The organism is Stenotrophomonas bentonitica (assembly GCF_002887735.1).
In the GTDB taxonomy this organism is placed as follows: Bacteria; Pseudomonadota; Gammaproteobacteria; order Xanthomonadales; family Xanthomonadaceae; genus Stenotrophomonas; species Stenotrophomonas bentonitica_A.
Genome location: NZ_PKQP01000005.1, coordinates 242,422 through 258,449, shown reverse-complemented (window position 1 = coordinate 258,449; position 16,028 = coordinate 242,422). Strand labels below are relative to the sequence as shown.

Annotated in this window: 15 protein-coding genes; all 15 read right to left on the bottom strand. The window is 68.8% G+C overall.

Features of this window, described 5'->3' with window-relative positions; genetic code table 11:
- Positions 1–2,346, bottom strand: a complete 2,346-nt coding sequence (gene bcsB, locus C0R07_RS11985) for a cellulose biosynthesis cyclic di-GMP-binding regulatory protein BcsB (protein WP_174704354.1) — start codon at positions 2,344–2,346, stop codon at positions 1–3.
- Positions 2,343–4,493, bottom strand: coding sequence for a UDP-forming cellulose synthase catalytic subunit (bcsA, locus tag C0R07_RS11980; RefSeq protein ID WP_102789008.1), 2,151 nt, complete (start codon positions 4,491–4,493; stop codon positions 2,343–2,345). Before bcsA ends, bcsB begins: the two co-directional genes overlap by 4 nt.
- Positions 4,494–4,593: 100 nt before the next feature.
- Positions 4,594–4,956 (bottom strand): hypothetical protein, encoded by a 363-nt coding sequence (locus C0R07_RS11975; protein ID WP_102789007.1) that lies wholly within the window; start codon positions 4,954–4,956, stop codon positions 4,594–4,596.
- 24 nt (positions 4,957–4,980) lie between these two features.
- Positions 4,981–5,439: a cellulose biosynthesis protein BcsD gene (gene bcsD, locus C0R07_RS11970; RefSeq protein ID WP_026069674.1), complete on the bottom strand. Its 459-nt coding sequence runs from the start codon at positions 5,437–5,439 to the stop codon at positions 4,981–4,983.
- A 247-nt stretch (positions 5,440–5,686) separates the two neighbouring features.
- Positions 5,687–6,865 (bottom strand): nicotinate phosphoribosyltransferase, encoded by a 1,179-nt coding sequence (gene pncB, locus C0R07_RS11965; protein WP_070471700.1) that lies wholly within the window; start codon positions 6,863–6,865, stop codon positions 5,687–5,689.
- A 108-nt stretch (positions 6,866–6,973) separates the two neighbouring features.
- Positions 6,974–7,810, bottom strand: a complete 837-nt coding sequence (locus C0R07_RS11960) for a glycosyltransferase family 2 protein (protein ID WP_102789006.1) — start codon at positions 7,808–7,810, stop codon at positions 6,974–6,976.
- A complete protein-coding gene (locus tag C0R07_RS11955; protein ID WP_102789005.1) occupies positions 7,807–8,673 on the bottom strand; it encodes a glycosyltransferase family 2 protein in 867 nt (288 codons plus the stop codon). Before C0R07_RS11955 ends, C0R07_RS11960 begins: the two co-directional genes overlap by 4 nt.
- A 115-nt stretch (positions 8,674–8,788) precedes the next feature.
- Positions 8,789–10,990, bottom strand: coding sequence for a type II secretion system secretin GspD (gene gspD / locus C0R07_RS11950; RefSeq protein WP_102789004.1), 2,202 nt, complete (start codon positions 10,988–10,990; stop codon positions 8,789–8,791).
- 9 nt (positions 10,991–10,999) lie between these two features.
- Entirely contained in the window at positions 11,000–11,782 is a 783-nt protein-coding gene (locus C0R07_RS11945) for a general secretion pathway protein GspN (protein ID WP_102789003.1), read from the bottom strand.
- Complete coding sequence (gene gspM / locus C0R07_RS11940; RefSeq protein ID WP_254427830.1) at positions 11,772–12,515, bottom strand: type II secretion system protein GspM; 744 nt, start codon at positions 12,513–12,515, stop codon at positions 11,772–11,774. Before gspM ends, C0R07_RS11945 begins: the two co-directional genes overlap by 11 nt.
- On the bottom strand, positions 12,490–13,638 hold the full coding sequence (locus C0R07_RS11935; protein WP_102789001.1) for a PilN domain-containing protein: 1,149 nt from the start codon (positions 13,636–13,638) through the stop codon (positions 12,490–12,492). Before C0R07_RS11935 ends, gspM begins: the two co-directional genes overlap by 26 nt.
- Positions 13,635–14,498 (bottom strand): general secretion pathway protein GspK, encoded by an 864-nt coding sequence (locus tag C0R07_RS11930; RefSeq protein ID WP_046272732.1) that lies wholly within the window; start codon positions 14,496–14,498, stop codon positions 13,635–13,637. Before C0R07_RS11930 ends, C0R07_RS11935 begins: the two co-directional genes overlap by 4 nt.
- On the bottom strand, positions 14,495–15,133 hold the full coding sequence (locus C0R07_RS11925; RefSeq protein ID WP_026069676.1) for a type II secretion system protein J: 639 nt from the start codon (positions 15,131–15,133) through the stop codon (positions 14,495–14,497). Before C0R07_RS11925 ends, C0R07_RS11930 begins: the two co-directional genes overlap by 4 nt.
- Positions 15,130–15,546 (bottom strand): type II secretion system protein XpsI, encoded by a 417-nt coding sequence (gene xpsI, locus C0R07_RS11920; protein WP_070426591.1) that lies wholly within the window; start codon positions 15,544–15,546, stop codon positions 15,130–15,132. Before xpsI ends, C0R07_RS11925 begins: the two co-directional genes overlap by 4 nt.
- Positions 15,543–16,028: a type II secretion system protein XpsH gene (xpsH, locus tag C0R07_RS11915; RefSeq protein ID WP_102789000.1), complete on the bottom strand. Its 486-nt coding sequence runs from the start codon at positions 16,026–16,028 to the stop codon at positions 15,543–15,545. The genes xpsI and xpsH overlap by 4 nt, the downstream gene beginning before the upstream one ends.

Here is a 16,028-nt window from a genome sequence, read left to right as displayed (position 1 = left end):
TCAGCCGGACATCCCGATGCGTGCCCTGGCGTTGCGCTTGAGCAGCCAGCGCGCGATCAGCGCCAACAACAGGCAGGCCAGGCCGACGAGGGCGCCGAGCAGCAGCGGGCTCTGCGAGAAGTACCAGCGCAGCCAGGTCAGCGGCGGCAGGTGGCCGACGTAGTAACTCTGGTTGCCGGCCAGGCTGCGCACCTTGTCCTTCTGCAGCAGCACCACGCTGCCCTGGAAATCGCGCAGGCGGTCCGGATCAAACCATGCTTCGAACAGCCGGTTGACCTGGGCCGGGTCGTCGGCCATCACCGCGATCACACTGCGGCCCTTGCGCAGGGGCGACTCGAAGCCCATCAACACGACGTCGCCGGCATCGGGACGCACGGAGACTTCGGCCGTGGTGGGCAGATCGGTGCGGCGCGCATCCGGCGACAGGAACGAGGGCATGCGTTCAAACACCCAGTCCGAGAGCTGCACGCGGCGCGACTGCCCCGCCTCGCCGATCGGCAGGTGCGCCGCCCATTCGCCGAACAGCGGCTGGCTGCGGCGCGAGCCCAGCACCACCAGGTCCTGGTCGGCGTGCTCGCCGACCTGGCGCGCGGCGATGATGCGGTTGCGCAGCGCCGGGTAGCCGGTCGAGGCACCCATGCGGCCGAGCAGGGTCAGCACATTGCCGACGTCATCGGCGTTGGGGTTGTCCGGCAGTACCAGCACGGTCTCGGACAGATCGGCCAGGCGCGTGAACGGGTAACCGGCGTTGCCAAAGGCGGCCAGGTTGGGCATCGCCATGTAATGGTCGAAACCGCTCAGGTCGATGCTGGTGTCGCCATCGATCGCCGCGGAGACATCCGGGAAGGTGTTCTTGCACTCGGCTGCCTGCGGGCGGTCGAAGAAGAAGTGGAAGCGCAGCTGGCTGTTGGACGAGAACGGGCCGGTCGGCAGCATCACCTTCTGCTGGATCGGCATCGCGCCGGGTGCCTTGAGCTTGTTCCACACCATGTCCGAGACCGAGCGCGGTGCCGGCCGACCGTTCAACGGAAGGGTGGTAACGAAGGCGTCGTTGATGCTGATGTTCAGCGCTGACTTGTCCGCCCCTTCGGGCAGCGTATAGCGGTAACGCAGGTCCAGTGGAATGCCGTCGCGGCGCCACACGAACAGATCCGGCGGCAGCTGCAGGCCGATGCGGATCAGGTCCGGGTGGTAGCCGACGACGTTCAACTCGCTGGTCTGCCGCACCAGTTCGGACACGCGCACGGGCCGGTCGCTGGGAATCCAGTTCGGCGCGTCGTACGGCTTGCGCGGCGCGATCTCCTTGAAGTCCCCGATGCTTGCGGTCGGGCCGGACAGCGGCGCGCCCAAGGTCAACGCGGTGGCGGCGATGCGCAGTTCGGCATCATCGCGACCCAGCACCAGCAGCAGCTTGCCGTTGGCATCGTTGGGGTTGGCGATCACGGCCAGGGTCGGCCCGCTGATGTCGGGCAGCACCAGGCCGGCCGGCGGATTGCGCGGGGTGGCCACGACCACCGCATTGCCTTCCATCGGCACCGTATCGATCGAGGCCGGGAACAGCGCGCCACGGTAACCGGCCAGTGCGCCGAACCACGACGACACGATGCCGGCCGACTGCAGCAGGCCCTGCCCCGGCTGGCCGGTGAACACGAACGGGAGTTCCAGCCGGTTGGTGTCGCGTGCGTCGAAGAACGGCACCGGCAGCAGCGACAGATCATTGGTCAGCTGCAGCGGCGCCCAGCCCAGCTCCAGGTAGCTGGCGCTGTCGATGTTGGCCCACAGGCTGGTGTGATCGGGATCTTCGCACTCGCGTGTGTAGTGGCCGATCAACTGCAGGTTGATGCGGTTGTAGTCGATGATCATGCGCGGGTCGATATCGATATCGCGCTCGATCATCCGGCCGGCCTGGTCCACCGGCGTCGGCAGGGTCGCCACGGTGACGTCATTGACGGTCACCTTCAGGTGCGACAGGTCTGGCAGCAGCGCTGGCGAATAGCTGTATTTCAGATGCAGCGATGCGCGGTCCACCACCTGGTCGTTGCGGATCGAGAACGGCACGCCGGCCGTGCCCTGGATGCCGCGCAGGGTGATCTCATAGTCGATGCCGAGCTGCTTGAGCGTGGAGCGGCTCTGCCGGGTCCCTGCAGCCGGCGTGGCGGGCATCACCGCCGCCGGCGCGGCGTCTGCCGGGGTGGTCGCTGGCAAGGCAGCGGGCGCTGTCGCGGGCACGGGCGGGCTCTGCGCATAGACCGCCCCGCACAGCAGGGTCAGGGTGAACGCCACCGCTGCGGCGGACGGGCGCGGCAGGCGCACCGGGCGGAACAGGGAACGGTGACGACGGGTCATGCGGAATCTCCGGTGCGCGGCGGCGTGGGGGCATCCTTGCGGCCGCCCGCGAAAACGAACTGGCCCAGGCGGTGGAAGCCGCGCATGCTGGCCTTGAGGACGTCAGTGGTGGAACGCAGGAAGGTGTCGCGGTCGTGGCGGCCCCACAGCTTCACCCAGATGTCGGCACGGGCGAAGGTGGACGTGACCAGCCAGCGCTCCTGCTCCAGGCTCAGCTCACCGAACTGGATGCTGATGCCCTGGTCGTCGCGGTCATGCCGCACTTCGGCCGGCAGCCGCTGGCTGCGCTGGCGATGAGCCAGCTCGACCTCCACGCGGGTGCCCGGCTGTACCGGCTGCACCTGGTCCAGGCGGATCGCCATGCCACCGGTGGAGAAGTTCAGCGTGCGGCATGGCAGCGCCTGGCCATCAGGCAGATGCAGCACGGCGCGCATGTTCAGCGGCACGCGGTGCGCGCGGCGGATCTGGCGCTGTTCGCTGGAGGTGGCGATGACCGCGCCAAGCATGATCATGTTGTAGACGGTCCAGCCCAGGTTCAACCAGATCGTATTGACCTCGCCGCTGGTCTCGGCCATCACCATCCGCACGATGCCGGCGATCACGCCGGCCAGGTTCAACAGCAGCAGCAACAGGTACGGGCGGGCGATCTGCGCATCGAAGTAGCTGCGCTGGACCAGGCCGCCCTTGGCGGTGACGTTGAACTTGCCCAGCTTGGGGTTGATCACCGCCATCAGGGTCGGGCGCAGGATGTACCAGGCCAGCGTGGTCTCGTACACCTCGTTCCACAGCAGATGGCGATGCTTGCCCTGCACACGCAGGTTGGTCAGGTTGGCCATCACGATGTGCGGCAGCGCGTAGGCGAGGATCATCAGCGCCGAGGCGTGGATGACATGGGCGCCGAAGAACAGGAAGGCCAGCGGCGCGGTCAGGAAGATGATCCGTGGCAGGCCATAGAAGAAGTGCAGCATCGCGTTGGTGTAGCACAGCCGCTGCACGAAGCTCAGGCCCTTGCCGAACATCGGGTTGTCCACCCGCAGGATCTGCGCCATGCCGCGCGCCCAGCGGATGCGCTGGCCGACGTGCGCCGACAGGCTCTCGGTGGCCAGGCCGGCCGCCTGCGGCACCGGGATGTAGGCGCTGCGGTAGCCGGCACGGTGCAGGCGGATGGCGGTATGCGCATCCTCGGTCACCGTCTCGATCGCCACACCGCCCACTTCCTCCAGCGGAGCACGCTTGATCACGGCGCAGGAGCCGCAGAAGAAGGTCGCATTCCACTGGTCGTTGCCGTCCTGCAGCAGGCCGTAGAACAGCTCGCCTTCGTTGGGCACGCGGCCGAAGTTGCCCAGGTTGCGTTCGAACGGATCGGCCGAGAAGAAGTAGTGCGGGGTCTGCACCACCGCCATCTTCTCGTCGTGCAGGAACCAGCCCATCGACATCTGCAGGAACGAGCGGGTCGGCATGTGGTCGCAGTCGAAGATCGCCACGTACTCGCCACTGGTCTTCTTCAACGCCGCATTGATGTTGCCGGCCTTGGCGTGGTTGTTGTTGGTACGGGTGATGTACTGCACCCCGACTTCTTCGCAGAACGCGCGGAACTCATCGCGGCGGCCGTCATCGAGCAGGTAGATGTTGAGCTTGTCGGCCGGCCAGTCCAGCACGGTCGCGGCGAGCACGGTGGTACGCACCACCGAAAGCGGCTCGTTATAGGTGGGGATCAATACGTCCACGCTCGGCCACAGCGACTGGTCTTCGGGCAGCGGCATCGGCTTGCGGTGCAGTGGCCATGCCACCTGGAAGTAGCCCAGCACCAGCACGATGAAGGAGTACACCTCGGCGGCCACCAGGCCCAGGCCCAGGGTAAGGTCGACGAAGCTGCTCATGCCCATGGTGTCGGTCAGGCGCCAGTACATGTAGCGCGTGGACATCACCAGCGACAGCCCCATCAGCACCAGCGGGATCAACCGGTTCTCGCGGTTGCGCAGGCACAGGGCGATCAGGAACACCACGGCCGAGAACAGGAACTGCTGGCCGATCTCCATCGGGACGGTAACCACAAAGGCCAGCAGCACGGCGCCGCCGACCGCCAGCGCGAGCAGCGCCAGGCGGGCCAGAATGGCATCCCCTCTCGGGGTGGATGACTTGCTCATGATGTTCCCCCAACACGGCCGCAGATCGCGGCATCCCCTTGCATCAGCCGATCCCGTTGCCGCACCCGGCTGGGCGCGACGGACGATCACCGACTACGTTTCAACCCTGGCGCAGACGGCTCAGTGGGCTGTGCCCCGGCGTGGCGCTACGTGCCTCCGCCAGGCGCTGGAACAACTGCTCCAGCGGTGTCTTGCGCCCCGGTGCGGCCGTGGCCGGCGTCTCCACGGTGGTCGCCTGGACCGGCGTGGTCACCGGCGCGAGAGTGACCGCGGGCGGCAGGTTCGTCGCGGCCGGAACCGGCGGCGGCACCTCATCGCGCGGCTTGGCCACCGTGCTCACGCGGGACTGGCTGTGGGAAAAATCCCGGTAAGCACGCGTGTCATCGCGAGCCCCCAGGCGGTTGAAGAGACCAGCCACGTCGTCGTGGCTCTCGGCATCGGCAGGTTGCTGAAACTTGCTCATGGCACCATCGAAAGGGGGAGAGGGTCAGAACACACGCGACAGCGTGTAGGTAGCTACATCGGGATGATCACTCTGCAGATAGCGCACATCCAGCACCGACATCATCCCGGCGGCCCGGAACCACTGGCGGTACACACCTTCCAGAAACCCAGTGTCCCACCCGGCCCGGGCGCCGAGGACGGCTGACAGCGGCGAGGCGGCGTGGTGGATGCGGACCTGTTCGGGGGCTTCCTCGAACACGACCTGCCCCCATTCCGTCGAGGACCACACCGCATTGGCCGCCTGCTGCAGTTCATCCAGTGTGGCGACCGCCGGCAGCGCATGGTCACGGCCGAAGCGCTCACCGATACGCGCCATCAACCGCGACAGTTCGGCATCGGGCAACGCACTGTCGAACTCTTCGCAGAGCGCCAGCAGGAAGCCGCGCCACTGGCGTGAGCACGCGTGGGTCCGGTAGTAATCGAGCAATGCTGATGACTTCATGTGGAAAGCCTAGACGAACCACGATGCAGAGGCGGTATACGGGCAATTACCGGCATCGATGTCGGTCAAAAGTGTGAACTACGCCTCACAATATTGTGGCACATCTGGCTTTCCTGCATAGCGAGCGCCCTGCGTCGCTTCCTGACCCGCCGCGTCACCCGCCACCGCTTCGCTGAACGGATGTGCGTACCGGGCCGCCCCGGCGCCGGAGCCGGACGGCGGCCAAGCGTGCCACCCGTTGCCGGGGTCAGGCCTCGGCCGGCAGCTCGAACACCTGCCGCAGGTAGGCCAGATACCCCGGGTCATCGCACATGCTCTTGCCGGGCGAATCGCTCAGCTTGGCGACCGGCTGGCCGTTGCAGCGGACCATCTTGATCACGATGTTGAGCGGGGTCGGGCCCAGGTCGTTGGTCAGGTGGGTGCCCACCCCGAAGGCCACCTGGCAGCGGCCGCGGAAGTAGTCGAACAGCTGCATGACCTTTTCGATATTCAGCCCGTCGCTGAAGACCAGCACCTTGCTGCGCGGGTCCACGCGGCGGCTGTGGAAGTGCGCCAGCATGCGGTCGCCCCAGGTGAAGGGGTCGCCGGAATCATGCCGGACGCCATCGAACAGCTTGCAGAAATACATGTCGAAGTCGCGCAGGAACGCCTCCAGGCCGACCACATCGGACAGCGCGATGCCCAGGTCACCGCGGTACTCGCGTGCCCACGATTCCAGCGCCGCCACCTGCGAATCGCGCAGCCGCGGGCCAAGCGCCTGGAAGGCCTGCAGGTACTCGTGGGCCATGGTGCCGTGCGGGGTCATGCCGTACAGGCGGGCGAAGTGCACGTTGCTGGTGCCCACGAACTGCGCGCCCAGCGCATCGCGCAGCATCGGCAGCATGCGCCCGTGCCACTCGCGCGAGTAGCGCCGGCGGCTGCCGTAATCGGCGATCCGGCACAGCTCGAAACCGGGCGTATCGCGCAGCAGCGCGGTCTTGGCCTGCAGGCGGCGCTCGCCCTCGCTGAAGTCCGAATCGGTGGTATTGCGGAACCAGACCTCGTTGATGATCGCCAGCAGCGGCACCTCGAACAGGATGGTGTGCAGCCAGGGGCCGGTGATGTCCAGCTCGATCTCACCCGGGACGGTGGCCGAGGGGCGCAGCGCGATGTACTTGCGGTCCAGGTGGAACAGGCCGAGGAAATCGGCGAAGTCCGGTTTGACGAAACGCAGGCCGCGCACGTAGTCCAGCTCTTCGGCACTGAATCGCAGGCTGCACAGGTGGTCGATCTCGGCGTTGATCTGGTCGATGAACTGCGCCAGGTCGATGCCCGGGGTCCGGCACTTGAACCGGTACTGCACCTGCGCGCCGGGGTACTGATGCAGCACCGCCTGCATCATGGTGAATTTGTACAGGTCGGTGTCGAGCAGGGACTGGATGATCATGCTGGGGATTATGCGCCCGCCACCGGGTACGACCAACGGCCGGTGCCCGCAGCGTGGAATGCGTTCACGGCAGGTATCGCCCCGGTGCCGAAGCGAGTGCGCGGGCCTCTACCGGCGGCGGAGCAGACGCGGCACCTGCGCCAGCGCATGCGCCCAGATCGCGCCCCACACGGCACAGCGCACCGGCCAGGCGCGTTGCGGCGCCTCGAATTTCCGGAAGTAGCGCCACAGCCCCCGGTGCTTGTGCCATTCCACGAAGAACGGCCGTGAGCGGCTGGAGACACCGCGTACATGGGTGACCTGCAGGTCGTTGGCGATCGCGATCACCGCGCCGGCCTCGCGTGCGCGCCGGCACAGGTCCAGATCCTCGGCGTGCAGGCGATAGCCCGCATCCCAGCCGCCGATCCGGTCGAACAGCGCGCGCGGCATCAACAGCAGGGCGCCGGACAGGGCCAGCACGACCTGCAGCGGCTGGCTGCGGTCAACCGGGATCGCCAGCTTTCCGCCCTGCCCGGGGTTGCGCAGCATCGCGGCGAAATCCGGGTCACGGCGGCGCACCGCATCGTCGGGGCGGCCGTCTTCGTCGACCTGTTCCACGCCCAGCAGGCAGTCGCCCAGCGGCATCCCGCGTTCGCGCAACAGGGCCAGGGTATCGGGACCGACCATCAGGTCCGGATTGATGAAGGCCAACCACGGTGCCTGGCTGTCGGCCACGCCCTGGTTGTTGGCGGCGGCGAATCCGGGGTTGTCCGGGTTGGCAATGAAGCGCACCCGCGGATCGGCGCTGGCGTGGCGCTGCACGATCTCCAGGGTGCCATCGGTGGAATCGTTGTCGACCACGCGGATCTCGGCGATGTCGCGCGCCTCGCGCAGGCGCAGCAGGCAGGCATCCAGCGTGCTGGCGCTCTGGTAGCTGACGATGATGGCGGCGATGGCAGGACTCAAACGGGCGGCTCCGGGGCGGCAGTGACAGGCGGCGCGAACAGATCGCCCTGCGCCTTGGGCATTATCGCCTGCCGGTGATGCTGCTGCAGATCGTGGCGTGCCTGCTGCAGTGGGTCGGCCATCAGGAAGCCCGCCAACCGCGGCGGCCAACCGGGCCAGCGCGTGGCGAGCGCGTCCATGTCGCCCTCGCCGGTCACGCCTTCGGCCACGCGGGCGACGAAGGCGGTCTCGCACAGCGCGTTGCGCCAGCCAAGCCCGGCCATGCGCAGGCTCAGGTCGATCAGCGCGGCATTCCACGAGGCATAGCTGTGCATGTCCAGCCCGCCGGCCCTGCGCCGCGCATTGCCGCGCAACAGCACTGCATGGGTCACGGCACACGGCAACTCCGGATGCAGCGGCGGCATCGCCGCGCAGGCCTGCGCCAACGGGGCCAGATCCAGGTCACCCGGTAATGGGTTGATTTCCCCCAGGCGCGGCCAGGCCGCCGTCTCGCCGGCGTTGCACCACGGCGTGGCCGAGCCGATCGAGGCATCGCGGGCCAGGCAGGCCTGCAGCTGCTGCAGCCAGCCCGGTGCCGGAATCGCGTCCGGCGCCAGCACCACCACATCGGCCCCGGCGCAGGCAGCCAGCATTTCATCCAGATGGGCCACTTCGCCGATGGCGCGGGCACGGCGGGTGTACTCGGCCTGCAGCGGGGTGTGCGTGAGCCAGTGCTCGATCACGGCCTGGGCCCGCGGCCCGGCCTGGCCATCATCGGCCAGCCAGATGGCGGTCCCCGGCGCGGTACCGGCGTCCAGGGCAGCCAGGCAACGGTCCAGCGCGGCATCGTCGACCCCGATCGGCAGCAGGACGACCGTGCTCATGCGGACCTCTGCGTACTGCCGTCTTCGCCGTGTCGCTGTGTCATCGCGGGCTCCCCTGGGCGGGGCCAGCGTAGCAAGATCGGCCCCTGCGGTGACAGCCGGGGCCGGGCAGCACTCAGCGCTTGCCCTTGTGCTCGGGGAACGGCTCCATCGCGCGGAAGCGGCTGCTGTACTCGTCGGTCAGGTTGCGCGACTCCTGCGCGTTGCGCACGATGGTCGGGGTCAGCAGCACGATCACTTCGGAACGCCCGGACTTCTTCGTCTTGCTGCCGAACAGCGCCCCGATGACCGGGATCCTGCTCAGGCCAGGCACACCATTGGCGCCATCATCGTCGGAGTTGGTGATCAGCCCGGCAAGCATGATGGTGTCGCCACTCTGCACGGCCGCTTCGGTGGAGATCTTGCGGGTATTGATCGGCGGGTTGCAGGTGGTGCGGGTCGGGTCGCAGCCGCTCGGGATCGCGCCGGCCGAACTCACCTCCTGCACGATATCCAGAAACACCACGCCATCGCGGGTGATGCGCGGGCGCACCTTGAGGATCACGCCGGTGTCCAGGTACTGGACCTGGCTGTAGGTGTTGTCGCCGCCGATGCCGGTATTGACCGAGACCGAGTTGATCGGGATCTGGGTGCCGACGTTGAGGGTGGCTTCGGCGTTGTTGCGCACGAACAGCGACGGCGTCTGCAGCAGCCGCAGGTTGCTGACCTTGTCCAGTGCGCTGACCACGGCGGCGGCATTCTTGCCGAGGAAGGTCCAGCCCACCCCGCCATCGCCGACGGTGCCGGAGATGCTGCCCCAGATCGAGCGACCCAGAGCACTGGGCAGGTCGATGCCACTCTCGGTCTTGCCGGTGGTCACGGCCTGTTCGAAGAACCAGTTCACGCCGTAGCTGAGGTCGCCGGTCAGCGCGACCTCGGCAACCTGCGCTTCGATGTGCACCTGCATCGGCATCACGTCGAGCTTCTCGATCACTTCGCGGATCGAACGCCAGGCCTGCGGGGTGGAGCGCACCAGCAGGGTGTTGGTTTCCTCCACGGCCGAGACGCCGACCGTATCGCCCTGCACTTCCAGGCTGAAGCTGGCGTTGCCGGACTGGCGCTGCGGCAGGTTCATCGTGCCATCGCCCAGCCCGCCGCGGCTGCTCCCCGTGCTGCTGCCGGTGTTGGAAAAATTGCCGTTGGTGTTGTTGTTGCCATCGCGGCTGCCGATATCCATCGGCGAGGCGCCCGGCGCCAGCGAACTGCTGCCACGGCCACTGCGGCCATTCTCGTTGGCGAAGGCTTCGGCCAGGCGTTCGGCCAGGTCCTTGGCCTTGACGTAACGCAGTTCATAGGAGAACAGCCGCGCATTGCCGCCGGCGGTATCGATGCGGTCCAGCCACTGCTGGATCTGGTCCAGGTAGCGCGCCTGCGGGGTGATCACCAGCACCGCATTGGCATTCTCCAGCGGCAGGAAGCGGAACATGCCGGCGCTGGGCGTCTTGCTCTCCTCGCCGAACACTTTCTCCAGATCGGCGGCAACCTGTTCGGCCTTGCCGGACTGGATCGGGAACACGCCCACGGACATGCCCGAGAGCCAGTCCACGTCGAAGATCTCCACCGTGCGCAGGTAGTTCTCCAGCTCGCTACGGGTGCCGCCGAGGGTGATCACATTGCGGCCGTTGTCGACGTTGACGATGGCATTCGGGCGCGCGTAGGGCTCCAGCACCTTCTTCATTTCGGTGGCCGAGATGTACTGCAGCGGCACCACGCGCACTTCGAAGCCGCGCGCATTGGCCGGCGACGCCGTGCTCGGCGAGACCGTACCGGCCAGTGCCTGGTCGGCGGGCACGATGTTGTAGCGGCCGGCGCTGTAGACCATGCGCGCGTTGTTCCAGCCCAGCACCATTTCCAGCAGGTTCAATGCCTGCGCCGAGGAGACCGGCTTGGGCGTGGCCAGGGTCACGGTGCCCTGCACGCCCGGCGCGATCACGTAGTTCTGGCCCAGGAAGTCACCGAGGATCGCCTTGACCACCGCGTGCACCGATTCGCCTTCGAAGTTGAAGGTGGCGTTGCCGGTGGAGGCATTGCCCAGCGACGGTTGCGGCGCGGCCGCGGCACTGCGGTTGATCATGGTGCCGGTGCCACGGCGGATCACCGCCTGCGGGGTGCCGGCGCTGCCCAGCGGCTCGGCCTCGACGCCTTCACGGGATCCGTCACCGGCGACCACCTGGTGGATGTCGAGCACCGCATCGCGGCGTACCTCGGGCGCGGGCACGGTGGTGCAGCCCACCAGCAGGGCGACAAGGAAAGACACGGGAAAAAGGCGCAGGGTCATGCTGTCACTCTAAGGGTTGTGGCCGGAGCCGCCCGCGGGCGGTTGCTGCGACTGCTGCTGTTGCTGCTGCAATTGCTGGCGACGCGCCTGGATGCGCTCGCGGATCGCCTTCATGTCGGCTTCGCTGGGACCCTGCGCGTTCTGCGCGGGGGCCCCCGCATTCGATGGCGTCGCTGCCTGCGGCGCAGGTGATGCGCCCGGCGCCGGTGCGGGCATCGCTGCGGCGCCATTGATCGGGCGCGCGCCGGCACCGGCCGGAGGCACCGCGGTGAGCGGCGTAGCGCCCAGCACCGTCGGTGGTTCACCGCCTTGCCCATTGAACACCGGCAATTCCAGGACCTGCGTGCCACCGGGGCCACTGACGGTGGCGCGACGCGGTTCCAGCGCCAGCAGCTGCCAGCCGTTCACCGCTTCACCATTCAGCCGCAGTCGCAGCGACTGGCGCTGGTCGGTGGTCAGGATCGCCATCCCGAAACCCGGTGTAAGCAGCACGCCGGTCAGTGACACGCTGCTGGCGGTGCCCTGTTCGGTGCCACCGAGCAGGTACGGGCGCGGTTGGCGATCTTCGGCGAACAGCGGGCGGGCGCCGATCTGGGCATAGGTGCTGGCCGAGCTCATCCGCTCGGGCGCGGCGGGAGCCAGGTGGGGCAGCGGCGCAGGGCCCATATCGCCGTCCGTGGCCGGCGCGATGCGCTGGCCCAGGCCGAACAGCGTGGCGATCCAGATCGCCAGCGCCCACAGGGCGATGCCGCCCAGCCACCAGGTCCGCAGGCCAGCTGCTTCAAGCTTCATGCTGGGCCTCCCCGGCAGCGTCCGGTGCGGGCGCGGGCTCGGCTGCATCGCTGGGCGGGGCCGCATCCGGGCCGCCGTCCTGCCCGGCATCCTGCCCGGACGGCGGTGGCAGTGGGGCCGGCGCGGGCGCGTCAGGCGCCAGCGCTGCGCCGGGGCGCAGATGACCGACCAGTTCGAAGGACACATCCAGGCCGGTGCCGGTTTCGCTGGGCGACTGCTGGAAGCGCTGCGCGAGCAGGTTGAGGTTCTCCACGAACAGGCGCGGGCTGCCGGTCTCCAGCGTGTGCAGCACGGCCGCCATTTCCGGCACGCCGCAGCGCAGGCGCACCTGCAGGGCCACACGCGGGAAGGCAGCCTCGCGGTTGGCATCGGGCAGCGGGGTGCGATTGCTGATCGTGCAGCTGCGGTTGCCCGGGCTGGCCGACGCCACCGCATCCTGCAGGCGGCTGGAGAGCGCCGCGGCGGCCGATTCGGCAGTGGCCTCGCGCAGGAAGCCAGGGCGGCCCTCGAGGGCGGCCTGCACCTCGCGCAGTTGGGTGGCGATCTGCCCGCGCTGCGCCAGCTGCGCATCCACGCGCTGTTGGCGCTCCTGCACGGCGGCGATGTCGGCATTGATCGCCAGCAGGGGGCGGGTCAACCACGGGTGCACGAGCAGCAGGTACGCCACGGCGATCACCGCCAGCAGCAGGCCAAGCGCGAGCCAGCGATCACGGCGCGTCGGTTGTGCTGCCATCGGCAACCTCCTTCGCGGGCGGGGCCGCACCGGGCAGCGGCTGCAGCTCGGCCGTCAGCGTGAAACGGTCGCGGCCGCTGGTTGCCCCATCGGCCTGCAGCACGCCGGTCAGGTTGACCTTGCGCCACAGCGGCGAGTCCTGCAGCAGCGGCACCAACTGCGAGGCTTCGCGGCTGAGCCCGATCAACTGCAGTGTGTTGCCTTCGATCGAGAGTTTTTCCAGATAGGTGCCATCGGGCAGCAGGCGGGTCAGCTCGTTCCACAGTTCCACGGTACTAGCGTGCTCGCCGCGCCGGCCTTCCAGGAACGCGGCGCCTTCGACCAGGCTCTGCAACTGCTGGCGCTCGGCCGCGACCCGGCGCGCATCACGCGCGGCGTCATCCACCTGTGCGCGCAGCTGGTCCGCCGCGGCCTGGCGGTTGTCCAGCAGCTGGTGGCCGGCCAGCGCGAGCAGCACGATCGTGCTCGCGGCCAGGAGCCAGTTCCAGCGGGCCATCGGGTCGCGACAGGGCTGCCGCTGCGCCAGCGGCAGCAGGTTGACGTCGAGCGGCCGGTCAGCGGCATCCACTGCATCGACGCCGGCCACCGCCTGTGCCCATGGCCCGGCCTGCTGCGCCCACTGGTCCAGCTGCGCGCGCGGGATCACCACCAGCTCGACCTGCAGCTGGCCATCCGGCAAGGCCCCGAGCTCGCGCACGTCATAGCTGACCTGGCTGGCATCGAACGGGGTCTGCCGATCGATTTCGAATCCGACCACATCGCGCAGCCGCTCGGCGGCGGCCGCCGGCAAGCGCAGCGGACGGCGCAGCACGCTCCCGACCGGCAGCAACCAGTGCCGGGGCAGGCTGCGCAGGCGCGCATCGAGCACGCCATCGAGCGCGGCGGGCGGGACGGGCCACGGCAGCTCCGCGATGGCCTCGATCTGCTCGCCGGTCTGTCGCTGCAGGCGCAGTACCTCGCCCTCGCGCAGCAGCAGCAGGCGCGAACGCGACCAGCCCATCGCCCATTGCCACCGAACCGGCAGCCAGGCCAGCAACGACTGCCGCCACCAGCGCAGGCTGCTGCCCACGCCGGGCGACACGCGCCCGCGGGCCCGCACCAGACTGTCACGCCATGCCGTCATCTTGCTGCCATTCCCTGTTCCCAGCGAAGTACTGTGTAAGCCGTTCCCGGCGTGCCTGCCGACCCCATCCGCACCACGGCGCGCAGTACCGATACCCGGCCGCGTTCGTCCGTGGCGCGACTCTCGATACTATAGGTGCCACTGCCACCTGCAAGCGGCGCGACCGGCAATCCAGCTTCATCAGCGGCGGCCGCGCGTTCGCGTTCGGCCAGCAGGCGCTCTGCATCCAGCCCCAGTGCGGTCAGCACCGGGCCCGCGGCAACGCGCGGGTCAGGCCGTGCCTGGCGGCTGTACAGGGTCAGCATCGGCTCGATCCGCGCATACAGGTCCGCCTCCATGCCGAGCACGCGCTGCAGCTCGCCGACCGTCTCATAGCGCGCGTTGCGTGCGCCGTAGGGCAGCCCGGCGGCGAGGTAATCGGGCGTCTCCGCGCCGCCACCGGGCTGTTTGAGGCTGTCCGCGTCACGCCAGTCGACGATGGCGCCGGCCAACTGCTGGGCGCGCCCGGGCTCCTCCCCCATCGCACGCAGGAACGCGTTGAGCAGGCTCACGTCGGCCAGGTTCAGATTGATCTTGCCGTTCTCATCGAGGATCGTCAGATCGATCCGGCGCGTATCGAACGTCCACCGGTAGCGGCGGCCATCGGCAACCCAGGCCGGCTGGGCGGCGCGCGGCTGCAGGCGGTGCAGCGCGTACTCCAGCCCTGCGCGCGCGTACTCCTGCCCGATGGCATCGTCACCGATCACGCGCTGCTGCATGTGCTCCACGCGCGCGCTCAGGGCGAACGCGCCGACCACCGCGGTCAGCAGGGCGATCAGCCACAACACCAGGACGAGCGCGGCGCCACGTACCGGCCTCATGGGCGATCCCCACGTGACGGTGGCAGCGCGGCGATCATCGGCGGCCAGGCCGGCCCCTGCAGCGGCACGATCTCGATCGAGACCAGCAACGGCAGGCGGCGGGTGTCATCCCAGCGGTCCAGCCACGGCGTCAACTGACCAGTGCGCGGGTCGGTGCCGCGATAACGGAAGCGCACCTCGCGCAGCTGATCGGCCAGCATTTCCGGCGGGCGTGGCGGATCTTCCTCGATCGCCTCGCCGTTCTGCAGCAGGGTCAGCGCGACCTCCAGCTGCTCGGCGCCCGCGGCGTGGCGGACCTGCAGCTCGTGTGCATACGGCCCGCCGCGACCCAGATAGCCCGGCAGATCCGAGACGAACAGCATGCGCTGCGGCTCGCCCATGAAATACACCGGATCGCGGGTCGGGTCCGGCGGGGTGGTCGCGATCACCAGTGCGGTGGACAGGCGCCGCCGCAGGAAACCTTCCACCGCGCGCATGCGCTCGTTCTGCGCGGCCATGCGCTCGCCGCGTTGGCTGATCGCCATGGCCGAGCGCACGGTGGCGAAGGCCAACGCCAGGCCGCCGACGAGCAAGGCGGTCGCCAGCAGGATTTCGATCAGGGTGAAGCCGGCGGCCCGGCGTGCGCGTGCTGTCATCGTGGTGCGCCCGGCACCGGCGGCAACAGGCGCAGGCTGCGCCATTGCAGCTGCTCGCCATTGCCCTCGCCCCAGCGTACCTGCAGGGTGATCTGTGCCAGGGTCGGGCCGCCAACGTCCACCGTGACCGGACCGGTAGCGCTGCGGGGCTCCTGGTAGGGCGCCACCTGCAGTTGCCAGCGGTACCTGCCCTGCTCCCACTCTCCCTGCGTGCTGCCTTCCTGCAAGGGGCTTTCCACCCCCGTGCTGGCCAGCAATGATTGCGCATACAGTGTCGCGCGGCTGCGCACGTCGGCCTGCCCGACCTGGCGCGCCGCGCCGGACAGGCTGCCCAGCAGCAGGGTCAGCGCAAGCGCCAGCAGCGCGAAGGCGATGATCACCTCCAGCAGCGAATACCCACGCTGGCGCCTCATCGGCCCTCCCGGCGCGGGCCGGCACGCACTTCGCCGGTGATCCAGCCCACGTGGATGTCCCAGGCTGCGCCCCGCGTGCTCACTTCGATGGTGCCGCCACTGGCGGCGCCGTCGGCGAAGAAGGCGATCGCGCCCTGCCCGGGTGCGGCACCGAGCTGGCCGGCGCCACGGAACCGTACATCCAACGCCGCCGGAATCTGCCCGTGGCGGCCGTTGGCCGCCTGCCACGTCCGCGCACGCGGGTCGATCACGAAGCGCTGGGTCTGCCCGGTAGCGATCGCCTGGGTACGCGTGTAACGCAGCTGGGTGGCGATTTCCTTGCCGGCATTGCGCAGGCGCATGCCGTCGATGCCGCCGTTCATCGCGGTGGCGGTGACCACGCCGATGATGGCGATCAGCGCGACCACCAGCAGCATTTCCAGCAACGACAGGCCACGCGCATGCATGCCCGTGGGCACGCGGCGCGGCGGTCTGCTCGGCAT